At 59.3% G+C, this 15,244-nt stretch carries 15 protein-coding genes; 6 read left to right on the top strand and 9 right to left on the bottom strand.

Annotated elements, in window-relative coordinates; translation table 11 throughout:
- Nucleotides 1-10: 10 nt before the first annotated feature.
- From HIJ39_RS07190 to HIJ39_RS07165, 6 genes are read right to left on the bottom strand one after another with little or no spacing between them, the layout of a single operon-like run.
- Nucleotides 11-832, bottom strand: coding sequence for an Asp23/Gls24 family envelope stress response protein (locus HIJ39_RS07190; protein WP_243239414.1), 822 nt, complete (start codon nucleotides 830-832; stop codon nucleotides 11-13).
- A 1-nt stretch (nucleotide 833) separates the two neighbouring features.
- Nucleotides 834-1,760, bottom strand: a complete 927-nt coding sequence (locus HIJ39_RS07185; RefSeq protein WP_169098168.1) for a D-2-hydroxyacid dehydrogenase — start codon at nucleotides 1,758-1,760, stop codon at nucleotides 834-836.
- Nucleotides 1,757-2,854, bottom strand: coding sequence for a M20/M25/M40 family metallo-hydrolase (locus tag HIJ39_RS07180; protein ID WP_169098166.1), 1,098 nt, complete (start codon nucleotides 2,852-2,854; stop codon nucleotides 1,757-1,759). Before HIJ39_RS07180 ends, HIJ39_RS07185 begins: the two co-directional genes overlap by 4 nt.
- Nucleotides 2,832-4,001 carry an o-succinylbenzoate synthase gene (gene menC, locus HIJ39_RS07175; RefSeq protein WP_169098164.1) on the bottom strand — a complete coding sequence of 390 codons (1,170 nt, stop codon included), beginning with the start codon at nucleotides 3,999-4,001 and terminating at the stop codon, nucleotides 2,832-2,834. Before menC ends, HIJ39_RS07180 begins: the two co-directional genes overlap by 23 nt.
- Nucleotides 3,991-4,704: a GNAT family N-acetyltransferase gene (locus HIJ39_RS07170; protein WP_169098162.1), complete on the bottom strand. Its 714-nt coding sequence runs from the start codon at nucleotides 4,702-4,704 to the stop codon at nucleotides 3,991-3,993. The genes menC and HIJ39_RS07170 overlap by 11 nt, the downstream gene beginning before the upstream one ends.
- On the bottom strand, nucleotides 4,698-5,294 hold the full coding sequence (locus HIJ39_RS07165; RefSeq protein WP_169098160.1) for an NUDIX hydrolase: 597 nt from the start codon (nucleotides 5,292-5,294) through the stop codon (nucleotides 4,698-4,700). The genes HIJ39_RS07170 and HIJ39_RS07165 overlap by 7 nt, the downstream gene beginning before the upstream one ends.
- Before the next feature lie 42 nt (nucleotides 5,295-5,336).
- Between HIJ39_RS07165 and HIJ39_RS07160 the strand changes: the two genes are divergently transcribed.
- On the top strand, nucleotides 5,337-7,337 hold the full coding sequence (locus HIJ39_RS07160) for a S9 family peptidase (RefSeq protein WP_169098159.1): 2,001 nt from the start codon (nucleotides 5,337-5,339) through the stop codon (nucleotides 7,335-7,337).
- 97 nt (nucleotides 7,338-7,434) lie between these two features.
- Here HIJ39_RS07160 and HIJ39_RS07155 read toward each other — a convergent pair whose 3' ends face one another.
- Nucleotides 7,435-8,562: an amidase domain-containing protein gene (locus tag HIJ39_RS07155; protein ID WP_169098157.1), complete on the bottom strand. Its 1,128-nt coding sequence runs from the start codon at nucleotides 8,560-8,562 to the stop codon at nucleotides 7,435-7,437.
- 139 nt (nucleotides 8,563-8,701) lie between these two features.
- Here HIJ39_RS07155 and HIJ39_RS07150 point away from each other — a divergent pair, with 139 nt between their 5' ends.
- Complete coding sequence (locus HIJ39_RS07150) at nucleotides 8,702-8,890, top strand: hypothetical protein (RefSeq protein ID WP_169098155.1); 189 nt, start codon at nucleotides 8,702-8,704, stop codon at nucleotides 8,888-8,890.
- Between the two features lie 65 nt (nucleotides 8,891-8,955).
- A complete protein-coding gene (locus HIJ39_RS07145; RefSeq protein WP_169098153.1) occupies nucleotides 8,956-10,362 on the top strand; it encodes a glutamate synthase-related protein in 1,407 nt (468 codons plus the stop codon).
- Here the strand turns inward: HIJ39_RS07145 and HIJ39_RS07140 are convergent.
- Both HIJ39_RS07140 and HIJ39_RS07135 read right to left on the bottom strand, forming a co-directional pair.
- On the bottom strand, nucleotides 10,298-11,131 hold the full coding sequence (locus HIJ39_RS07140) for an alpha/beta fold hydrolase (RefSeq protein WP_169098151.1): 834 nt from the start codon (nucleotides 11,129-11,131) through the stop codon (nucleotides 10,298-10,300). The two genes, HIJ39_RS07145 and HIJ39_RS07140, sit on opposite strands and share 65 nt — an antisense overlap.
- Complete coding sequence (locus HIJ39_RS07135; protein ID WP_169098149.1) at nucleotides 11,121-12,662, bottom strand: CAP domain-containing protein; 1,542 nt, start codon at nucleotides 12,660-12,662, stop codon at nucleotides 11,121-11,123. Before HIJ39_RS07135 ends, HIJ39_RS07140 begins: the two co-directional genes overlap by 11 nt.
- A 103-nt stretch (nucleotides 12,663-12,765) precedes the next feature.
- Between HIJ39_RS07135 and HIJ39_RS07130 the strand changes: the two genes are divergently transcribed.
- The 3 genes from HIJ39_RS07130 (at nucleotide 12,766) to pncA (ending at nucleotide 15,244) form a co-directional block, all read left to right on the top strand.
- Nucleotides 12,766-13,749, top strand: a complete 984-nt coding sequence (locus tag HIJ39_RS07130; RefSeq protein WP_169098148.1) for a hypothetical protein — start codon at nucleotides 12,766-12,768, stop codon at nucleotides 13,747-13,749.
- Between the two features lie 86 nt (nucleotides 13,750-13,835).
- A complete protein-coding gene (locus HIJ39_RS07125; RefSeq protein WP_169098146.1) occupies nucleotides 13,836-14,654 on the top strand; it encodes a DODA-type extradiol aromatic ring-opening family dioxygenase in 819 nt (272 codons plus the stop codon).
- A gap of 14 nt (nucleotides 14,655-14,668) precedes the next feature.
- A complete protein-coding gene (gene pncA, locus HIJ39_RS07120; RefSeq protein WP_169098144.1) occupies nucleotides 14,669-15,244 on the top strand; it encodes a bifunctional nicotinamidase/pyrazinamidase in 576 nt (191 codons plus the stop codon).

The following is a 15,244-nucleotide window of genomic DNA, read 5'->3' as shown; positions in this document are numbered from 1 at the left end:
TCGCACTCCTTTAGCTTGGCCCGATCAGAATGCGACGCGTCTCCACCCGCACTCCCAGCACATTAATCGAGGTCATCATCTCGATATCTTGGCGAATCTCCGCCTGCACCTGGCGGAGCAGGCTGAACAAATTGCGGGTCACAGCCGGCGTCACATCTACTTGAATCAGGATGCCATCTTGCGAAGATTGTACCATGACGCGAGAGACACGCGCGATTCCTGGCACGCGATGACCAGCGTGGACCACAATCGCGCTCAAAACGGTGTCCGCAATGTAAAACCGCCCCATGCTGGAGTAGGTCGGCCGAACGATCGACTTCTCGACCTCGACCTGCCGACCCTTTCTCCGAAAGATGAACCGCAGCGGATCCACCAGATACCCGGAAAAGGATTTCTGCACCTCCATAGTCGGCGCCGGAATCACGTGCTTGCCCTCCGACTGGCGGATATATTGGGCCAACCGTCGCTCATCAGGCGAGGCCACTGTTTCAATGGGAACCCATTCTATGGGAATATCTTCGAGCCCCAGAGCCGTTAAAATGCGCTCCACCATGTGACGCGAAGTCCCCAACACCAACACACTATCCGCATTGAGCGACGCCACCGCTTGAGCGACCTGGCTTCGATGCTCTGGATCATCAAAGATCGCCCGGCGCACCGCGGCGGTGCGGGTCGCCTCGCGCTTGGCTGAGCGGCCGGCTACGATCCGTCCGCGATAAATCAGCAAGCCATCGTCGATAATGGCCTCTGTACCCTTGTCAACCGCCACCATAGAGGCCCGGTGGCTTTTCCCGGTACCACTCGGGCCAATGAGCGCATAAATGGTCTTCAAGTTAATATCCCCGCGCTAAATCGACTTGTCCCACGAGAGGCAACCCCTGGCGATAGCGCGAAAGATTCTCAAGAAACACCGCCGCCATTCCGGTACGGCGGCTCGGCCCAGAAATATGAGGGCTCACCGTCACCCCAGGCAATGTCCAGAGGGGCGAATCCGACGGAAGGGGCTCCGTTTCGTGCACGTCCAAACAGGCGCCGGAAAGCTGGCCGCTCTGAACCGCAGCAATGAGCGCGCTCTCGTTCAATACCGCTCCACGGCCAACGTTGATGAGATAACCCCCGCGATTCATCCGGCCGATTTCCTCTCCACCCACCAGGTGATAGGTGTCGGGCGTATGCGGCAAGACCATCACTAAAATATCCAGCCCGTGATAGAAATGGAGAGCGTCGGCCGCCCCAAATCCTTGAATCCCGGGAATTTCGGGCGGCCGACGGCCCAAGGCCCGCACCTCACGGACCAATGGCCGAAACATCTCAGCAATGTGGCGCCCAATGGACCCGGCCCCCAGCACCCCCACCACCTTGGTGGCCAGTTGTCCGACGAGATAGGGCGTCCATTGGCGATCCGCCTGCTGCTTCAAAATGCGGGGATACTCCTTAACCCAGGCCAGCGCCGCCATCAGAGCGAATTCCCCCATGTCGGGCCCAAATTGGTCCACAATGCGCGTGACCACCACCTGGGGAGGCAGCTTCAACGGAAGAACCCAATCCACGCCCGCGCCCGCGCCCTGAATCCAGGCCAGCCGGGGACAAGCGTCCACCACCGATTGAGGTATCCGCCAGCCAAATAAAATCTCGACTTGGGCCCGCTGTTCCGGCCCCATTTCCTCTACCCAGCCAACAGGCTCGGTGAATCCTCGCGCCGCTAGCGCCTCCACCAACCCTTGGTGCAGCTTTCGGTCCCCGTACACAGCGATTGTCATGCTTTACGCCCCGCTTCCGAGATGAGTTGCGTCAAGAGCGCGTGGCGCGGCTCCATCCAGCGCCACTCCACACCCTCCCCCCTTGCATGGGCTCCTATCCCGACCGCCCCCAGCCCATCCAGCGTCGGGGTGAACCGGGCGGTAAAATTGCCGTCGCTGGCGCCGCCCACCCGCACGCCGGCTAATTGTTGGCCCGCCACCGAGGACCAAATGCGCCGAGCGCGCTCCACCCATACGGCGCTATCTGCTGTGGGTTCCATCGGCGGACGGTTGATGCCCCCCTGATATTCCACCTGGCAGTTGGGATCAAATCGGGGTGGCGCTTCCAAGGTGGCCCGAATCCGATCCATTTCGGTCCGGGTCGTCACACGCACGTCAATGTGGGCCTCGGCTTTCCCGGCCACCACATTGCTGCGGGTCCCGCCCGATACCACTCCCACATTCACCGTAGTTCCCAGCACCTTTTGTTCGAGTCCTTCCAACCACAAGATTTGATGGGCTAATTCCCGAATCGCACTCGCCCCGCGATCCGGATCGAGCCCGGCATGGCTCTCGATCCCGCGGACATAAAGACGGAAGTCTCCGACTCCAGCCCGGCCCACCTTAATGGCCCCACCCGGCATCCCCGATTCCAACACCAGCACGAGCGGCGCCAGTTGAGCCGCCTCCTCAATAGCGGTTCGGCTGGCCTCGCTGCCCACCTCCTCATCGGGGGTAACCAACAGGCGAAAGGGGACCGTCTCCGGCAAATCCCGAATGACCGCCATGGCCAACGCCAAGCCTGCCTTCATGTCGAGTGCTCCGGGTCCATACACCCACTCGCCTTCATCGCGCCATGGCATGTCCTTTAATGTTCCCTGGGGCCATACCGTGTCCGCATGCCCTAAGAGGAGGGCTCCCCCGCTGCCGCGGGAAATTTGCAGTATCGGTCCCATCGGGGTGGTTTCCCAGCGTATTCGTCCCGTACCGTCTAATACCTCGGCAATCCGCTCCATCACATCTTGTACGCCTTTGGCGTCACCGGAGGGCGATTCAATCATGACCAACTCTTGTAACCATTGCCGCATGGCGCTAGAAGCTGACGGATGTGCCATGGGGAATGCCACCTCCTTTGCTCTGGACCGTTGCCGAAAAAAGCTCGTGATGGGTGCTGAAGCGTTCAAGGCGGCGCGCGTCCGGCTCCACGCCAATTCCCGGACCTTCCGGTACGCTAAGCGTTCCGTCCGCATTTAAACGAAAAGGCGGTTCGATTAAATCCTCGATAAAGTATCGGTCGCTGGCCGACGTGTCTCCCGGCAGCCGAAAGTTAGGCAGGGTGCTCAGGTGAAGGTTATGGGCACGGCCAATCCCCATTTCCAGCATCCCGCCACACCAGACAGGCACGCCCCGGGCCTCCGCCACATCATGCAGGCGCCGCGCCACGGTGTGTCCGCCAACCCGGCCCACTTTTATGTTGATGATCGAGCATGCGCCCAAATCAATCGCCTTGCGCCCATCCTCATCGGAACGAATGGCTTCGTCGAGACAAATGGGAGTCCTGAGGGCCTCGGCCAAACGGCGGTGATCGATGATGTCGTCCTCAGCCAGCGGCTGTTCCAACATCATCAGATTCAAATCATCAAACGACTTAAGGTGCTCGAGATCACTTAAACGATAGGCGGAGTTGGCATCGGCCATAATCGGCACCGCATCCCCCACCGCCGCGCGGAGACGTCCCAACCGCTCCAAGTCCGTTCCGGGCTTAATTTTGACTTTGAGCCGCCGGTAGCCTTGTTCCAAATACCACTCGGCGACTCGGATTAAATGCTCGGCTGACGGTTGAATGCCGATCGACACTCCCACCGGAATGCGCATGCGGCCCGGATCACCGCCCAACAGCTGCCAAAGCGGGAGATTCCGGCTCCGTGCAAACCAATCCCATATGGCCATCTCGATGGCCGCCTTGGCCATGCGGTTGCCGCGAACCGGCGAGAGGATGGCATCCACCGCTTCCGGCCTGTCGATTTCCACCCCAAACAGCCGCGGCAGCAGATGGTTTTTCAAGGCAAAGTAGACCGTGGCATGGGTCTCTTCGCTGTACAGTGGTTCCACGTCCGCCACCGATTCAGCCCATCCTGTCACGCCCTCGGCGCGCACAGCAAGAAGCCACGCGCTTTTGCGGCTTTCGGTGCCAAAGGAGGTTTGAAACGGCGTTTTTAACGGAATTTCCACAAAGTCCATGTGAACCTGCTCAATTTTCACCGCGTCGCCCCCCTTCTTGCCAAAGATAATTGACTTGCTCGCCCTGTTTTTCGACTCCAACCACGCGAAGCCCGGATTCCCACAGCGTCTCGGCCTGGCGAAAAAAGTCGTCGGCTTGAATCCGAGCTTGGTCGGGATCCCGCTCTCGCAACTGAGCCACATTTTCGGGAATGGCAACCCGAGTGGCGGGCGCCTGGTCCCCCGTTCCGCCGCTCCAGGCCGGGTTCCACGCGACCCAGAAACGATGGGTGGGCAAGGAGCCGTTTAAACGATCTCCCAGCTCCCCATATACATTCGCTTGCAGTCCGGCCACCCGTGACCCTAGTACCGCGAGATTGAACCACGCATTGGCCGCCAGCAGCGGATCGTAAGTCCAGCCAATATAGCTAAATCCATGATTCTGCGCGAAATCCCACTGAGCCCGTTTAAGGCGCTCTCCCAGACGCTGGCGGCGATAGGTAGGAAGCACGCCTAAAAGGTGCGAATGCAGGTAGAGCCGACCGGCCTCGTCGATGGCAGGGAATCCAACCACCACGCCAACCAGCGTTTGGTCATGAAAGGCGCCCAACACGACGCCGCCCCGATGGGAAAAGACCGTCAATAAAGCTACAGGCGTGGGATCAGAAGCTCCCCAAATCTCCGCCTCCAAGCGCGAAACACCAACCAAGCCGTCAGGATCGCTGATGCGGCGAATCTCTACCATGGCGTTCCCCCCTGCACCGTTTGAATAAGCTGATCAACCACACGGGCGGTGGCGCCCCAAAGAAGGCCGAACGACAGGGGAAACTCCGCCATTTGATAGGTGAGATTGCCGATAATGCGGGGCCGCTCGCGGCGCACTTGAGCCAAATCGCTCAATGCGACCCACGCGTAGTCAGCCACTTCATCCGATGCCGGCTGGACCAAGGGGCGTTCCTCCAGCCCCACCACGGCGGGCAATAGGGTAAAACCGCTGACCTGAATATGTACCGGGTCCAGAAATCCCAAGAGGCGATCTTGCGGCACTTGGATGCCGACTTCCTCTTCCGTTTCACGCTGCGCCGCCTGCCATAAATTCTGATCAATTGTAGACTCGAAGCGGCCTCCCGGGAAGGCAATTTGTCCGGCGTGCGAACTGAGATGGTCGGGGCGGCGAATAAGCAGCAACGCCGGCTTCGGCGTCTCGGCAATCAGAACCATGACTGCGGCAGGCTTGCCCCAGGTATCAATCGCCGGTTCTCGTTGGCTGAGCACGTGCCGAAGGTATGAAAAAATCGTGCAAACCCCTCTCCGAGAAAGGATTCGTCTAACCATCAGCGAACTCTTAACAAAATGGTATCACAAGGGGGCTGCAGCATGCGCAAAATCACACCGGAAGACCTGTTTGGCTTTCACCTAGTCGGCCATGTCGCCGTTCATCCACATCGCCATCAGGTGGTGTATCAGGAACAACAAGCCAACCGCGAGCAAAACACCACGGACAGCTGGCTCATGGTTGTAGAGCCGGGGGCCTCGCCACGGCGCTTCACGGGCGGAACCACCGACACTAGTCCGGCCTTTTCACCGGATGGTGCCTGGGTTGCCTTCTTGTCGAAGCGCAGCGGCACGCGCCAAATTTGGCTAATGCCTACCGATGGCGGTGAAGCGCGACAGGTCACGCATATCAAAGGTGGCGTGGAAGAGTTTCGATGGCTTCCGGATTCCCAAACCCTTCTTTACATCGCTCTCATCGGCCCTGATGGCATTGAAGCGGAGGATGCGCCGGAAGACGACGCGCCCTACGTCAAATTCAACCGAGGCGTCAAAGTGATCACCGAGCAGTACCACAAGCTGGACGGCGTCGGCTATTACACCAAGAAGCGCCCACATCTGGTTGTGCAAGCGATTGCTGAAGGCAGCGTCCCGCGCCAGCTGACCCACGGGCCAATGCGGCACGCCAGCCTCAGTGTGAGCCCCGACGGGCGCTGGGCGTTAACGGCGAGCCGCTACGGCGAGGATTACGACCGAAACGGTTCCCGAAAGCTGCTGTACCTTATTGATTTGTCCGGCGCCGAGGCGCCCCGCGCCCTCTCCCGCGACCCGCTGAGCACCAGCGGCGGCATCTTTGCGCCCGATGGCCACACCATCTATTTCTTAGCCAGCAACCACGACGACTTAGGCTACGACAACGTCGGGTTATACCGCACCGATCTGGACGGTAGGGAGGCCAGGCGCATCGCCGCTCAATGGGATCGGCCATTCTCCGACGTGTCTATCTCGGACATGCCCGCGCCCGGCAGCAATCCGCTCCGTTTCGACGCGGATGGACAGCACCTCTTTATATTGACGTCGCGAAACGGCACTACAGAGCTCGCTCGAGTGGGTCTCGAAGACAACCACGTGGAATTGGTTACGACGGCCGATCAAGTCTTCTACAGCTACGACGTCAGCCATGACCGCAAATTCGCGGCGTTAGCCACCAGCACGCCGCTCAATCCGGGCCAAATCGTCTGGCTTGACTTAAAGGCCAAGAAGACAGCCACGGTGTTGGCCAACCCCAATCAGGAACTGCTGAATCAGTTAGAGCTCGCCGAACCGCGGCGATTTACGGCTCACGCGCCCAACGGACCCGCAGTGGACGGTTGGGTGATGAAGCCGGTGGGATTGAAGCCCGGTGAAAAAGCGCCAACAGCGCTTGAAATCCATGGCGGCCCCATGATGATGTACGCCCAAGCCTTCTTCTTCGAGTTTCAATGGCTCGCGGCCAACGGCTACGGCGTTGTCTACTCCAACCCGCGTGGTTCGCAGGGCTATGGACGCGACTTCTGCATCGCCATTCAACCGGAATGGGGCAATCTCGACTTTCAGGATGTGATGGCGGCGCTTGATACCGCGATCAACGAGGAGACCTGGATTGATACCGATCGGCTGGGCGTGCTGGGCGGATCGTATGGCGGCTATATGACCAACTGGATTGTCGGGCACACCGATCGTTTCAAGGCCGCCATTACCATGCGGTCCGTGGTTGACTGGAAAACCATGATTGGCACCGGTGACCTGGGATGGCACTGGATCCAACGGGCCGACAATGTGTGGCCGTGGAGCGGCAATGATGAGTGGTACCGCCAGCAAAGTCCCATCACGTACGTGGAGAATATCACGACCCCGCTCCTTATCGAGCATCAGGAAGGCGACCTGCGGTGCCCGATCGAACAGGGCGAAATGTTGTATACGGCCATGAAGTACTTCAACAAAGCCCCAGTCAAGTTCATTCGCTACCCTGACGAATTTCACGGAATGAGCCGAAACGGGAAGCCTTGGCACCGGATCTTTCGACTCAACACCTTCACCGAGTGGTTTGATCAATACCTAAAATAGCGAGCGTTCAAGTTCCCGGGTCCGCGCCAGCACCTGCGCCCCAGGTGCTGGTCCGGAGCACCGGGTTAAGCCTGGACGAACTCCCCCCCCCCCCACACTAAGGCTTGGGCGTCGGGTAATGCACCCGCCAAAAGTAGTAGTAGGTGCGGTAGTCCCATCCCAGATCCCAGGGCACGTGATAGCGGTCGCTGGTGTGGGAATCAACCACCGGCACCCCATGCGAGTCATAGCCGACCACAATGGCGGAATGCACGGCGCGTCCGCGCTCGATATACGAAACAATATCGCCGGGACGCAGCTCACCGGCGGCACTGCGCGGATACCGTGCATTGGGCCGGGCCACCGCAGAAAACCGGCCATGGGCGAGAATGGTCGCCCGCCCCGAGCCCTCCAAGAAATCAAAGAGGCCTCGGGCGTTGGTCCAAGCCCGCGACCCCTCAGCCCGCGAACGGTCATAATTCCACTCGGACGTCTCACGAAATCCGCCCGCCCGAAGAGCCTGCGAGACAAAATTCGTGCAGTCCCCGCCGTCCCCGTTGAAGTTGTTGTACGCCGGATTATAGAAGCCCTGATTCTGACAACCTGGGGCCGCACCACAATACCGGTCGGCATACGCGACCGCTTTGGCGGCGCCCGGCGCCAATGGCAATGACGGCACCGCACCGGGAGATGGGACTAATTGCGACTCGGGGTTGGCCGTACCAGATACTCGGGTATTCTGATCCAAGGGATCCGTGAAATCGTCGCCGACGATGCGCCAGCGGCCTTGGGATTCTTCAAGAAGATAATCATGGCGGATGCCTAGTCCAAATCCGTCTAAGGCCCGACTGTCGTGATAGCGGTACTGATACCGCTCGGAGACGACCGCGAATACCCGTACCCGACCCGGACCCGAAAACGTAATGTGCGGGGTGCGCAGTGAAACCGAGACTGCGGTAAAGGCCAGTCCTCTCGCCCGCGACCAGGCATCAAGAAAGGCCTGCCGTTCTTCTGCGTGGCGCAACGCCGACTTCGCTTTGGGTAGAAGGAATACCTGCTCCAACTGCCGGCGGTTGCCATCCAAGACGGCTTGGTCTTCACGCGTCACCAACCCTAACAGCGCACTCTTCACGGCCTGTTCTTGCGGCGTTAATGGCGTAAGTGCGGGATGACCAGGGATGAGAGACGCCATTCCCGGAAGCGCGATGATGAGCACCGCCCATAATTTTACGATCAGCTTTTCCATGGCGCTTAGGATGTTCTAATTCATGCGAGTTATGCGATTTCAACACCCCGTCGTGCTAAGCCGGTAATCGGGGTGCTATGATGAATTGTCAGCTTATTGCAATTTGCCGTGTCAAATGGACGAAGGAGTGAACACTCTCATGATTATCTGGCTAATTTTGCTATGGATCGTGGTCGACTTCTTGCCAGCGTACCTGGTTACCAAGCACGCGAGCCATAACGCCGCGGACGGTGTCGCCGTCTGGGCTTTCATTTGCCTGGTATTCCCCATCTTTGGTTTTTTGCTATATCTGACCTACTGGCAGGGTGCGCGCTTCAACCAAGTCTAAGTGGATGATCATCGTCTCGTCGGGACAGTCTAATCCCAAGACTTTCCTTGAAAGTAGGCGATGGTGTGTTTTGGTTGATGCTTATCGCCGCCCTGATTGCGTTGGCCTTGGGCGGCTTAGCGTTGGTGTTGGCTCTGCCTTGGTTTTCCCGCAAAATGATTGAAAACCTCCTCACGCGTCCCATGAGTGACACATTGGCCGAGCTCTACGTCTCCATGCGCTCTACGCCACCCATCGATTTCATCTATTCGTCGCTACGCAGCAACTCGGGCGACGTCGTCATCCGTCCCATGGGATCGGCGCGTCCCGTGCATGGCTTCGATGACTTGGCATTAGTCCCCGCACAATTGGCCCGAAAGCCAGCGCTGGCTACGGAACCCGTGGATCTTTCCGTAACCTTGGGCAAGAAGTGCCATAAGCCTGTCCGCTGTTCCATGCCCCTTTACATTTCCGGCATGGCCTATGGACTCGCCCTCACTAAGGAAGCGCGCTTGGCGATGGCTCAAGCGTCAGGCCGGAGCCAGATTCCGATTAATTCCGGCCAAGGGCCCTTTCTGGACCAGGAAAGACAACTGGCCTCCCATTATGTGCTGCAGTTTGGCCGGTGGTCGTGGAATCGCGACCCCGACATCCTACGACAGGCGGACATGATAGAAGTGCAGGTGGGACAAGGCGCTCAGCCGGGAAGCGCCGTCATTGCCACACCAGAAGGGGTGGGACCGGAGATTAAACAGCTTATGCATCTCGCCCCCGATCAGGCCCCCATCATTCATGCCGATCTCTATCTTCACGATCCGAAAGAGCCCAGCACCCTCGCCGAAGTGGTGGAATATCTGCGCTCGGTCGTCCCTGGCATTCCCATTGCCATCAAAATGGGGGCCGGCGATGATCTGGAGGGAGACATTGACGTGGCCTTGGATGCTAAGGTTGATGTCATTGTCATTGATGGTACCGAGGGCGCTACCGGCAACGCCCCTATCACGCTGTCCGATCATTTCGGCATCACCAGCCTGATGGCCCTGTCCCGGGCCCTCAAACATCTTCACACCACCCACACCCGCGATGACGTGGACCTCTTGATCTCCGGAGGGTTTCGCGAACCCGGCGACTTTCTCAAGGCCTATGCTATGGGTGCGGACGCCGTGGGTCTCGGAACCATCGCCATGTTTGCCCTGGCCCATTACCAAATCACCCAGTCGGTGCCCTTCTATCCACCCACCGATCTGGTCTTCTATCGATCCAATCCCCGCATCCCGCTGCATGTGGATAAAGCGGCCCTAGGGCTGTATCATTTTTTGGAAAGCTGCCGCAAGGAAATGGCCATCGCTATCCGCACCATGGGCCACACCAGCGTCCATGACTTGTCGATGAGTGATTTATCGGCGTTGGACCCGGAAATCGCCCGCATCACTGGCTGCCATTATGCGGGGACGCCCCGAGATGCGAAAACCCATCAGCCAGAGCGCGGTTAAATTCGTTGGGATGGGAGTAGAAGGGCACATGGCCTGCGCCCTCGATAATCTTCAGGGGAAAGCGATCGGAGATTGCCTCCTTGACCCGTGAGATGGGAAAGAGCAGGTCTCGGCTCCCGTGAATGGCATAAAGCGGCCGCCCGCTCGCCACGACGCGATCGGCGAACCTGGGGCTGTCATAGAAACGGCCCATGCGCGCCATCTCGTAAGCATGCCGCCATCCCCATTGGAAGCGGCGGCGGTCCGCTTTGGAGAGCGTGTCGGGATTGACGCCAAGGGCTTGCATCATGCGTCGGCCGAAGAACTCCATCCCGGTAAACCAAATCCCGATCCGGTTAATCCAGGGGTAGGGCGTGGGCGCCATGGCATTTTCCGGAAAGAACCAGCCCGCCGAGGAAACGAAGAGGACCCCGTCTACCCGCTCCGGATGGCGGATGACCGTCTCGCCCGCCACCATGCCGCCAAAAGAGTGCCCGGCTATGATGGCGCGCGGGATATTCAGCGCATCCATCAATCCGACGACAGCCTCCACATAGTCGTTCAGGGTGTGCACGCGCGGCAGATGGTCCGAGTGGCCGAATCCCGGCATATCGGGCGCAATGTGGCGGCCGGCGAGGTCGGGGGCCTTAAAGAGGTGGTGAAAGGTTTCGCTGTACGAGCCCATGCCGTGAATCCAGAGAGTCACCGGCTCCCCCGAGCCAGTTTCTATGTAAGCGAGACGCATCCCATTCTGAAGAACCCCGGTGTTGACGGGAAAATCAGGATCCATGGCGTCCCCACCAAAAAATCACGGCGTTGCCGCTTTGATTGACTGCTTCATAATAGCCGGGCGCTGGCGTCTGTCGCGTAACGGTCCACCTTCCCTCTTGATTTGTTCTCCCTGATTTTACCCTTGTTAAGTGGTTTCCTAACACCCGCCGGTAGAGCGTCACCGGTTGATTGGCCACAAAGGTGCCAGAACCGGCCTGGACGTCGGCGATGACCACCCGTCGCCCGGACGTCACCGCGGCTGCGAGCGACTGGCTCGAACGGCCGGTCGCAAACACCCAATGAATGCTGAGGCGGCTGGTAGTGCCGTCGTAGAAGCGAGCCCATCCCACCAGGTGCACGGTATACACCGCTTCCGGCTTGAGGGGCTGTAACGGCACCAGTCCCACCTGGTTATCTCCCATGTCGCCTTTAGACGGCGGATCCAGCACTACCTTTACCCGCCGTCCTTGGTTGTAGAGGGCTTCGTGGACTTGGGTCAGCGTCTGCACCGTGGGAAAGTCGGCGGTAATGGGATAGCCAAAGGTTTTACCAAAGCCGCCTTTGACGGGATCGGGAGACTCAATATCGACCCATGAGCGCGAAACCCCGGGTTGCCCGTTATAGGGATAGACAATGGCCAGCGGCAACCGGCTTCGATATCCGTAACCCAAATCCATGACTTGAGAAGCAAACTCACCGCCATGCGATGCCGCCCCCACGGCCCAGACATTGTCGGACAAGAGGGAGAGGCGATGATAGATGGTGTCCGCCAAGTCCTGCACCAAGTCCTCACCGGTGTCGGCCTCTCCTCCCTCAATGCCCACCTCTGCGGTCACCTCCGTGGGCCAGCCAAAACGGGCGTCGCGCGTCCAGGGAGCGCGGCCCGTATACCCGGGCCGGTTCGGGCTCTCCATGTGGAACGACGGCCGGTTATAGCCATTGACGGCGAGGTATCGGGTGTGGGCCTCCGAAGCCAAGGTTAGCTGGGGGTTCCAAACCACCGGCGCCAAGCCCAAGGTGCGGCGGAGCGTGTTCAATGCGTCTATGCTGAGTTTATTGTTGGCGGATTCCGCCGGTATTTGAACCGTTCTCCGAGGTACCGTGATGGTCCACCGCTGGCGGTGCATGTTAAATCCTGTGACATGAAAGCTCAAGTGATAGACGCCGGGCCTAAGCGGATGGCGCAGGCGTACGCCGACGAAGCCGTGCAAAAAAACGTTGGGTGCATAGCGGACATCGGCATAGCCAGGCCCGGAAATGCGGATGTCAAAATGGTCGGCCTTGAGGTTGGCCGCGGCATCCCCCACGAACTGCAGGCCGATAAGGCGGGGCGCATGCAGCACGGAATACGAGGTGGGAACGATCGGCGATACCCGGTCGACTCCCTCGTAGCCGTGATTCATGCGCGTGTTAAACGGGCCAAAGGCGGAAATGGGCATCATCAGCAAGGCTTGGGGAGAAGGGGGAATTGGCGGCCAGCGGACGAAGGCGAGGACGGCTGTTAGGAGCACTACCGCCGCGATGCGAGTGCGTCGTATGCCATGTCCCAACTTTTCACCTCCGCCCGGATTATTCACCTAGTATACGTTCCCATCTCACCTTTTAGGAGGCCCAGGCGTATGATGCCGTACATTGTCACAAGGAGTGATCACCTTGAGCTTCCCCGTATCTGACCTGTGGCTAGAAGCGGAAACCGCGCTGGGATACCACGCTTATTATGGCCTACACCTATCCGGCATTAAAAAATTGGTGGTGCTCTATGGCCCCTCGCATACCATCTTAGATCGCATCGCCGACACCTACGCCGAACGCGGTGCGCACATCGCACGCTGGCACTCCGTCTACGATCCCGAGGCACTAACCGGGGTGGTCCTCCGACCCTTAGGCGTGGCCTGGATCTCTGGTGAAATCGCCCGTCGTGTGACCCCATCCGGCAACGTAAGCGTCGAGTCGCTGATGGTGGGTCCTGAGTTGCCATCGGATGTCGATCGCACCATAAAAGAATATCAGGCGCGCATCAAGCAATGCTTGGTGGGTTGCGCGGCCGCCATGGCAGAATATGAATTGGCAGCTCAAGGACCGGTGCCATCCGTGGAGCCCTGGGTGCGGAACTGGCGCAACCAGCTCTTAGGACAACGGGCGTTCTCCAGCCATCCGGTCGACATTCACAGCTTCGGCAGCCCCTTGACGGCCGATGGGCCGGATCAACGCTTTTTAGCGGACAGCTTTTCGCGTCTCGACCTCTCCTTGCATTTAATTAATGGACTGCCTGGCATGTCCAGCCGACTCATCCGCCGATTCGGCGAAACGGCGCTTATGCAAGGCCATACCGTTCACTTCTATCATGACGCCCTCAAGCCCTCCAGGGTTAATCATGTGGTGCTTCCGCAGCTGGGCATTGGCATGACTGACAGCACCGCCCCCTATGACGTTCCGGGAGGACGTCAGCGCATCGTTGTCGATGCCGCCTTTGGCCGTCAGACGGATGTTGATGGAGCCGAAAGCTGGTGGACGATCTATCAGACGTTCTATCATCAGGCCTGGCAGCTCCTTGACGAGATCCGCACATTGCGCCGTGAATGGTCTCTCTGGCTGGATATCGACATTGCGCGTCTGGCCTCCCGCTGCACCGCTTAAGCCGGACGGCGCCCAGGCAAAAATTGTTCACGGCGGGCGCCGTTCTGGTAACATAGAGAAAATTCCACCTCGTGAAGGAGGACATCATGGCACTGGTCGCTTGCGCTCTGATGCCGCATGGTTCCCAGGCGGTACCGGAAATCCGCGACCCGGACTTCCCCCGCTTTCAAACGGTAACCGAAGGACTTCAACAGGCGGCCCGTATTCTCGGGGAAAATCCTGCCCGCACCGCGGTCATTCTCACCCCGCATGGCATTCGTGCGGAGAACATGATGACGATTTCTGATTCGGAAACGGTGCGTGGCGTCTTGGACGAAACGGACACCCCGCTGGTAGAGGTATTCTCCGTGAATCGCCCCTTGGCGCGGTCAATTCTTCAAGAAGCGGAAGGTCACGGATTCCCCATGGCGGCCCTCTCCGCTGGCGCATCAAACGGTCCCCATTGCCAGTTGCCCCTCGACTGGGGTGCCCAAGTCCCCTTGCATTTTCTATCCGGGGCGGTCGCCGATTTAAACACGGTGGTCATGACACCGAGCCGCATGTGGCCACTCGGTCGTCTTTTCGCGTTTGGCCAAATGCTGGGCACCGTGCTGGAACGCCATCCCGACCCCGTCTGGTTGATCGCCTCGGCTGACATGGCCCATGCCCACAATGCCGAGGGGCCCTATGGCTTCCATCCGGCCGCCGCGGCGTTTGACACCTGGTTCCAGGACGTGGTTATGCGTCAGGATTGGGCGGAACTCGTGGCCGTCGACATGAGCTGGGTTCAGGATGCCAAGCCTGACGCGCTCTGGCAAATGGTGATTTTAGCCGGTGCCTTAGGCCATCGTTTTCAAGCCCGTCATTTGGGTTATGATTGTCCTACCTACTTTGGCATGATGAGTGCCGCCTTCAGTCCGCTCTAGGAGGTGTATCAGGAATGCCGCAAAAAGCCTTAATCATCGTGGATCTGCAAAACGACTTTTGCCCGGGAGGGGCGCTTGCCGTGACCAATGGCGATCAGGTAGTCCCGGTCATTCAAGATTGGGTCAATCGCTTTCACCATGACCACCAGCTCATTGTGACAACCCAGGACGCCCATCCCAGCAATCATGTCTCCTTTCAGGCGCAGGGTGGGCCATGGCCTCCCCACTGCGTGGTCGGGACACCGGGATTCCGATTGCACCCTGACTTGTGGCTGCCGGCGGATACGCCCCAATTTCACAAGGGATTCCGGGAAGACCAGGATGCCTACAGCGGCTTTGAGGGGCTCTTGAGCGAAGGCGGGCAACGCACCCTGCTCTTGGCGGACTTTCTCCGCCAGAACGGCGTGACCGAGGTCTATGTCGCGGGACTGGCCACGGACTATTGCGTGCGCGCCACCGTGCTCGATGCCCTGAAGGAAGGATTTAAGACCTGGGTTATCGCCGACGGGGTTAAGGGCGTGGACGTAAATCCCGGCGACAGCGACCGGGCTCTGGTCGAAATGGCCCGCCGGGGCGCGGAGTTAATCTGA

Origin of the sequence: Sulfobacillus harzensis, from assembly GCF_012933365.1 — a bacterium.
GTDB lineage: Bacteria > Bacillota > Sulfobacillia > Sulfobacillales > Sulfobacillaceae > Sulfobacillus_B > Sulfobacillus_B harzensis.
Note: the sequence above shows the minus strand (reverse complement) of the source record. Positions and strands in the feature narration are given on the sequence as shown.

What these genes read in the sequence shown, in the direction of transcription:
- HIJ39_RS07185 (WP_169098168.1), bottom strand. Translation starts at nt 1,760, where the DNA reads ATGACAATCGCTGTGTACGGGGACCGAAAGCTGCACCAAGGGTTGGTG.
- HIJ39_RS07165 (WP_169098160.1), bottom strand. Translation starts at nt 5,294, where the DNA reads ATGGTTAGACGAATCCTTTCTCGGAGAGGGGTTTGCACGATTTTTTCA.
- HIJ39_RS07180 (WP_169098166.1), bottom strand. Translation starts at nt 2,854, where the DNA reads ATGGCACATCCGTCAGCTTCTAGCGCCATGCGGCAATGGTTACAAGAG.
- HIJ39_RS07160 (WP_169098159.1), top strand. Translation starts at nt 5,337, where the DNA reads ATGCGCAAAATCACACCGGAAGACCTGTTTGGCTTTCACCTAGTCGGC.
- HIJ39_RS07125 (WP_169098146.1), top strand. Translation starts at nt 13,836, where the DNA reads ATGGCACTGGTCGCTTGCGCTCTGATGCCGCATGGTTCCCAGGCGGTA.
- HIJ39_RS07155 (WP_169098157.1), bottom strand. Translation starts at nt 8,562, where the DNA reads ATGGAAAAGCTGATCGTAAAATTATGGGCGGTGCTCATCATCGCGCTT.
- HIJ39_RS07150 (WP_169098155.1), top strand. Translation starts at nt 8,702, where the DNA reads ATGATTATCTGGCTAATTTTGCTATGGATCGTGGTCGACTTCTTGCCA.
- HIJ39_RS07140 (WP_169098151.1), bottom strand. Translation starts at nt 11,131, where the DNA reads ATGGATCCTGATTTTCCCGTCAACACCGGGGTTCTTCAGAATGGGATG.
- pncA (WP_169098144.1), top strand. Translation starts at nt 14,669, where the DNA reads ATGCCGCAAAAAGCCTTAATCATCGTGGATCTGCAAAACGACTTTTGC.
- HIJ39_RS07170 (WP_169098162.1), bottom strand. Translation starts at nt 4,704, where the DNA reads ATGGTAGAGATTCGCCGCATCAGCGATCCTGACGGCTTGGTTGGTGTT.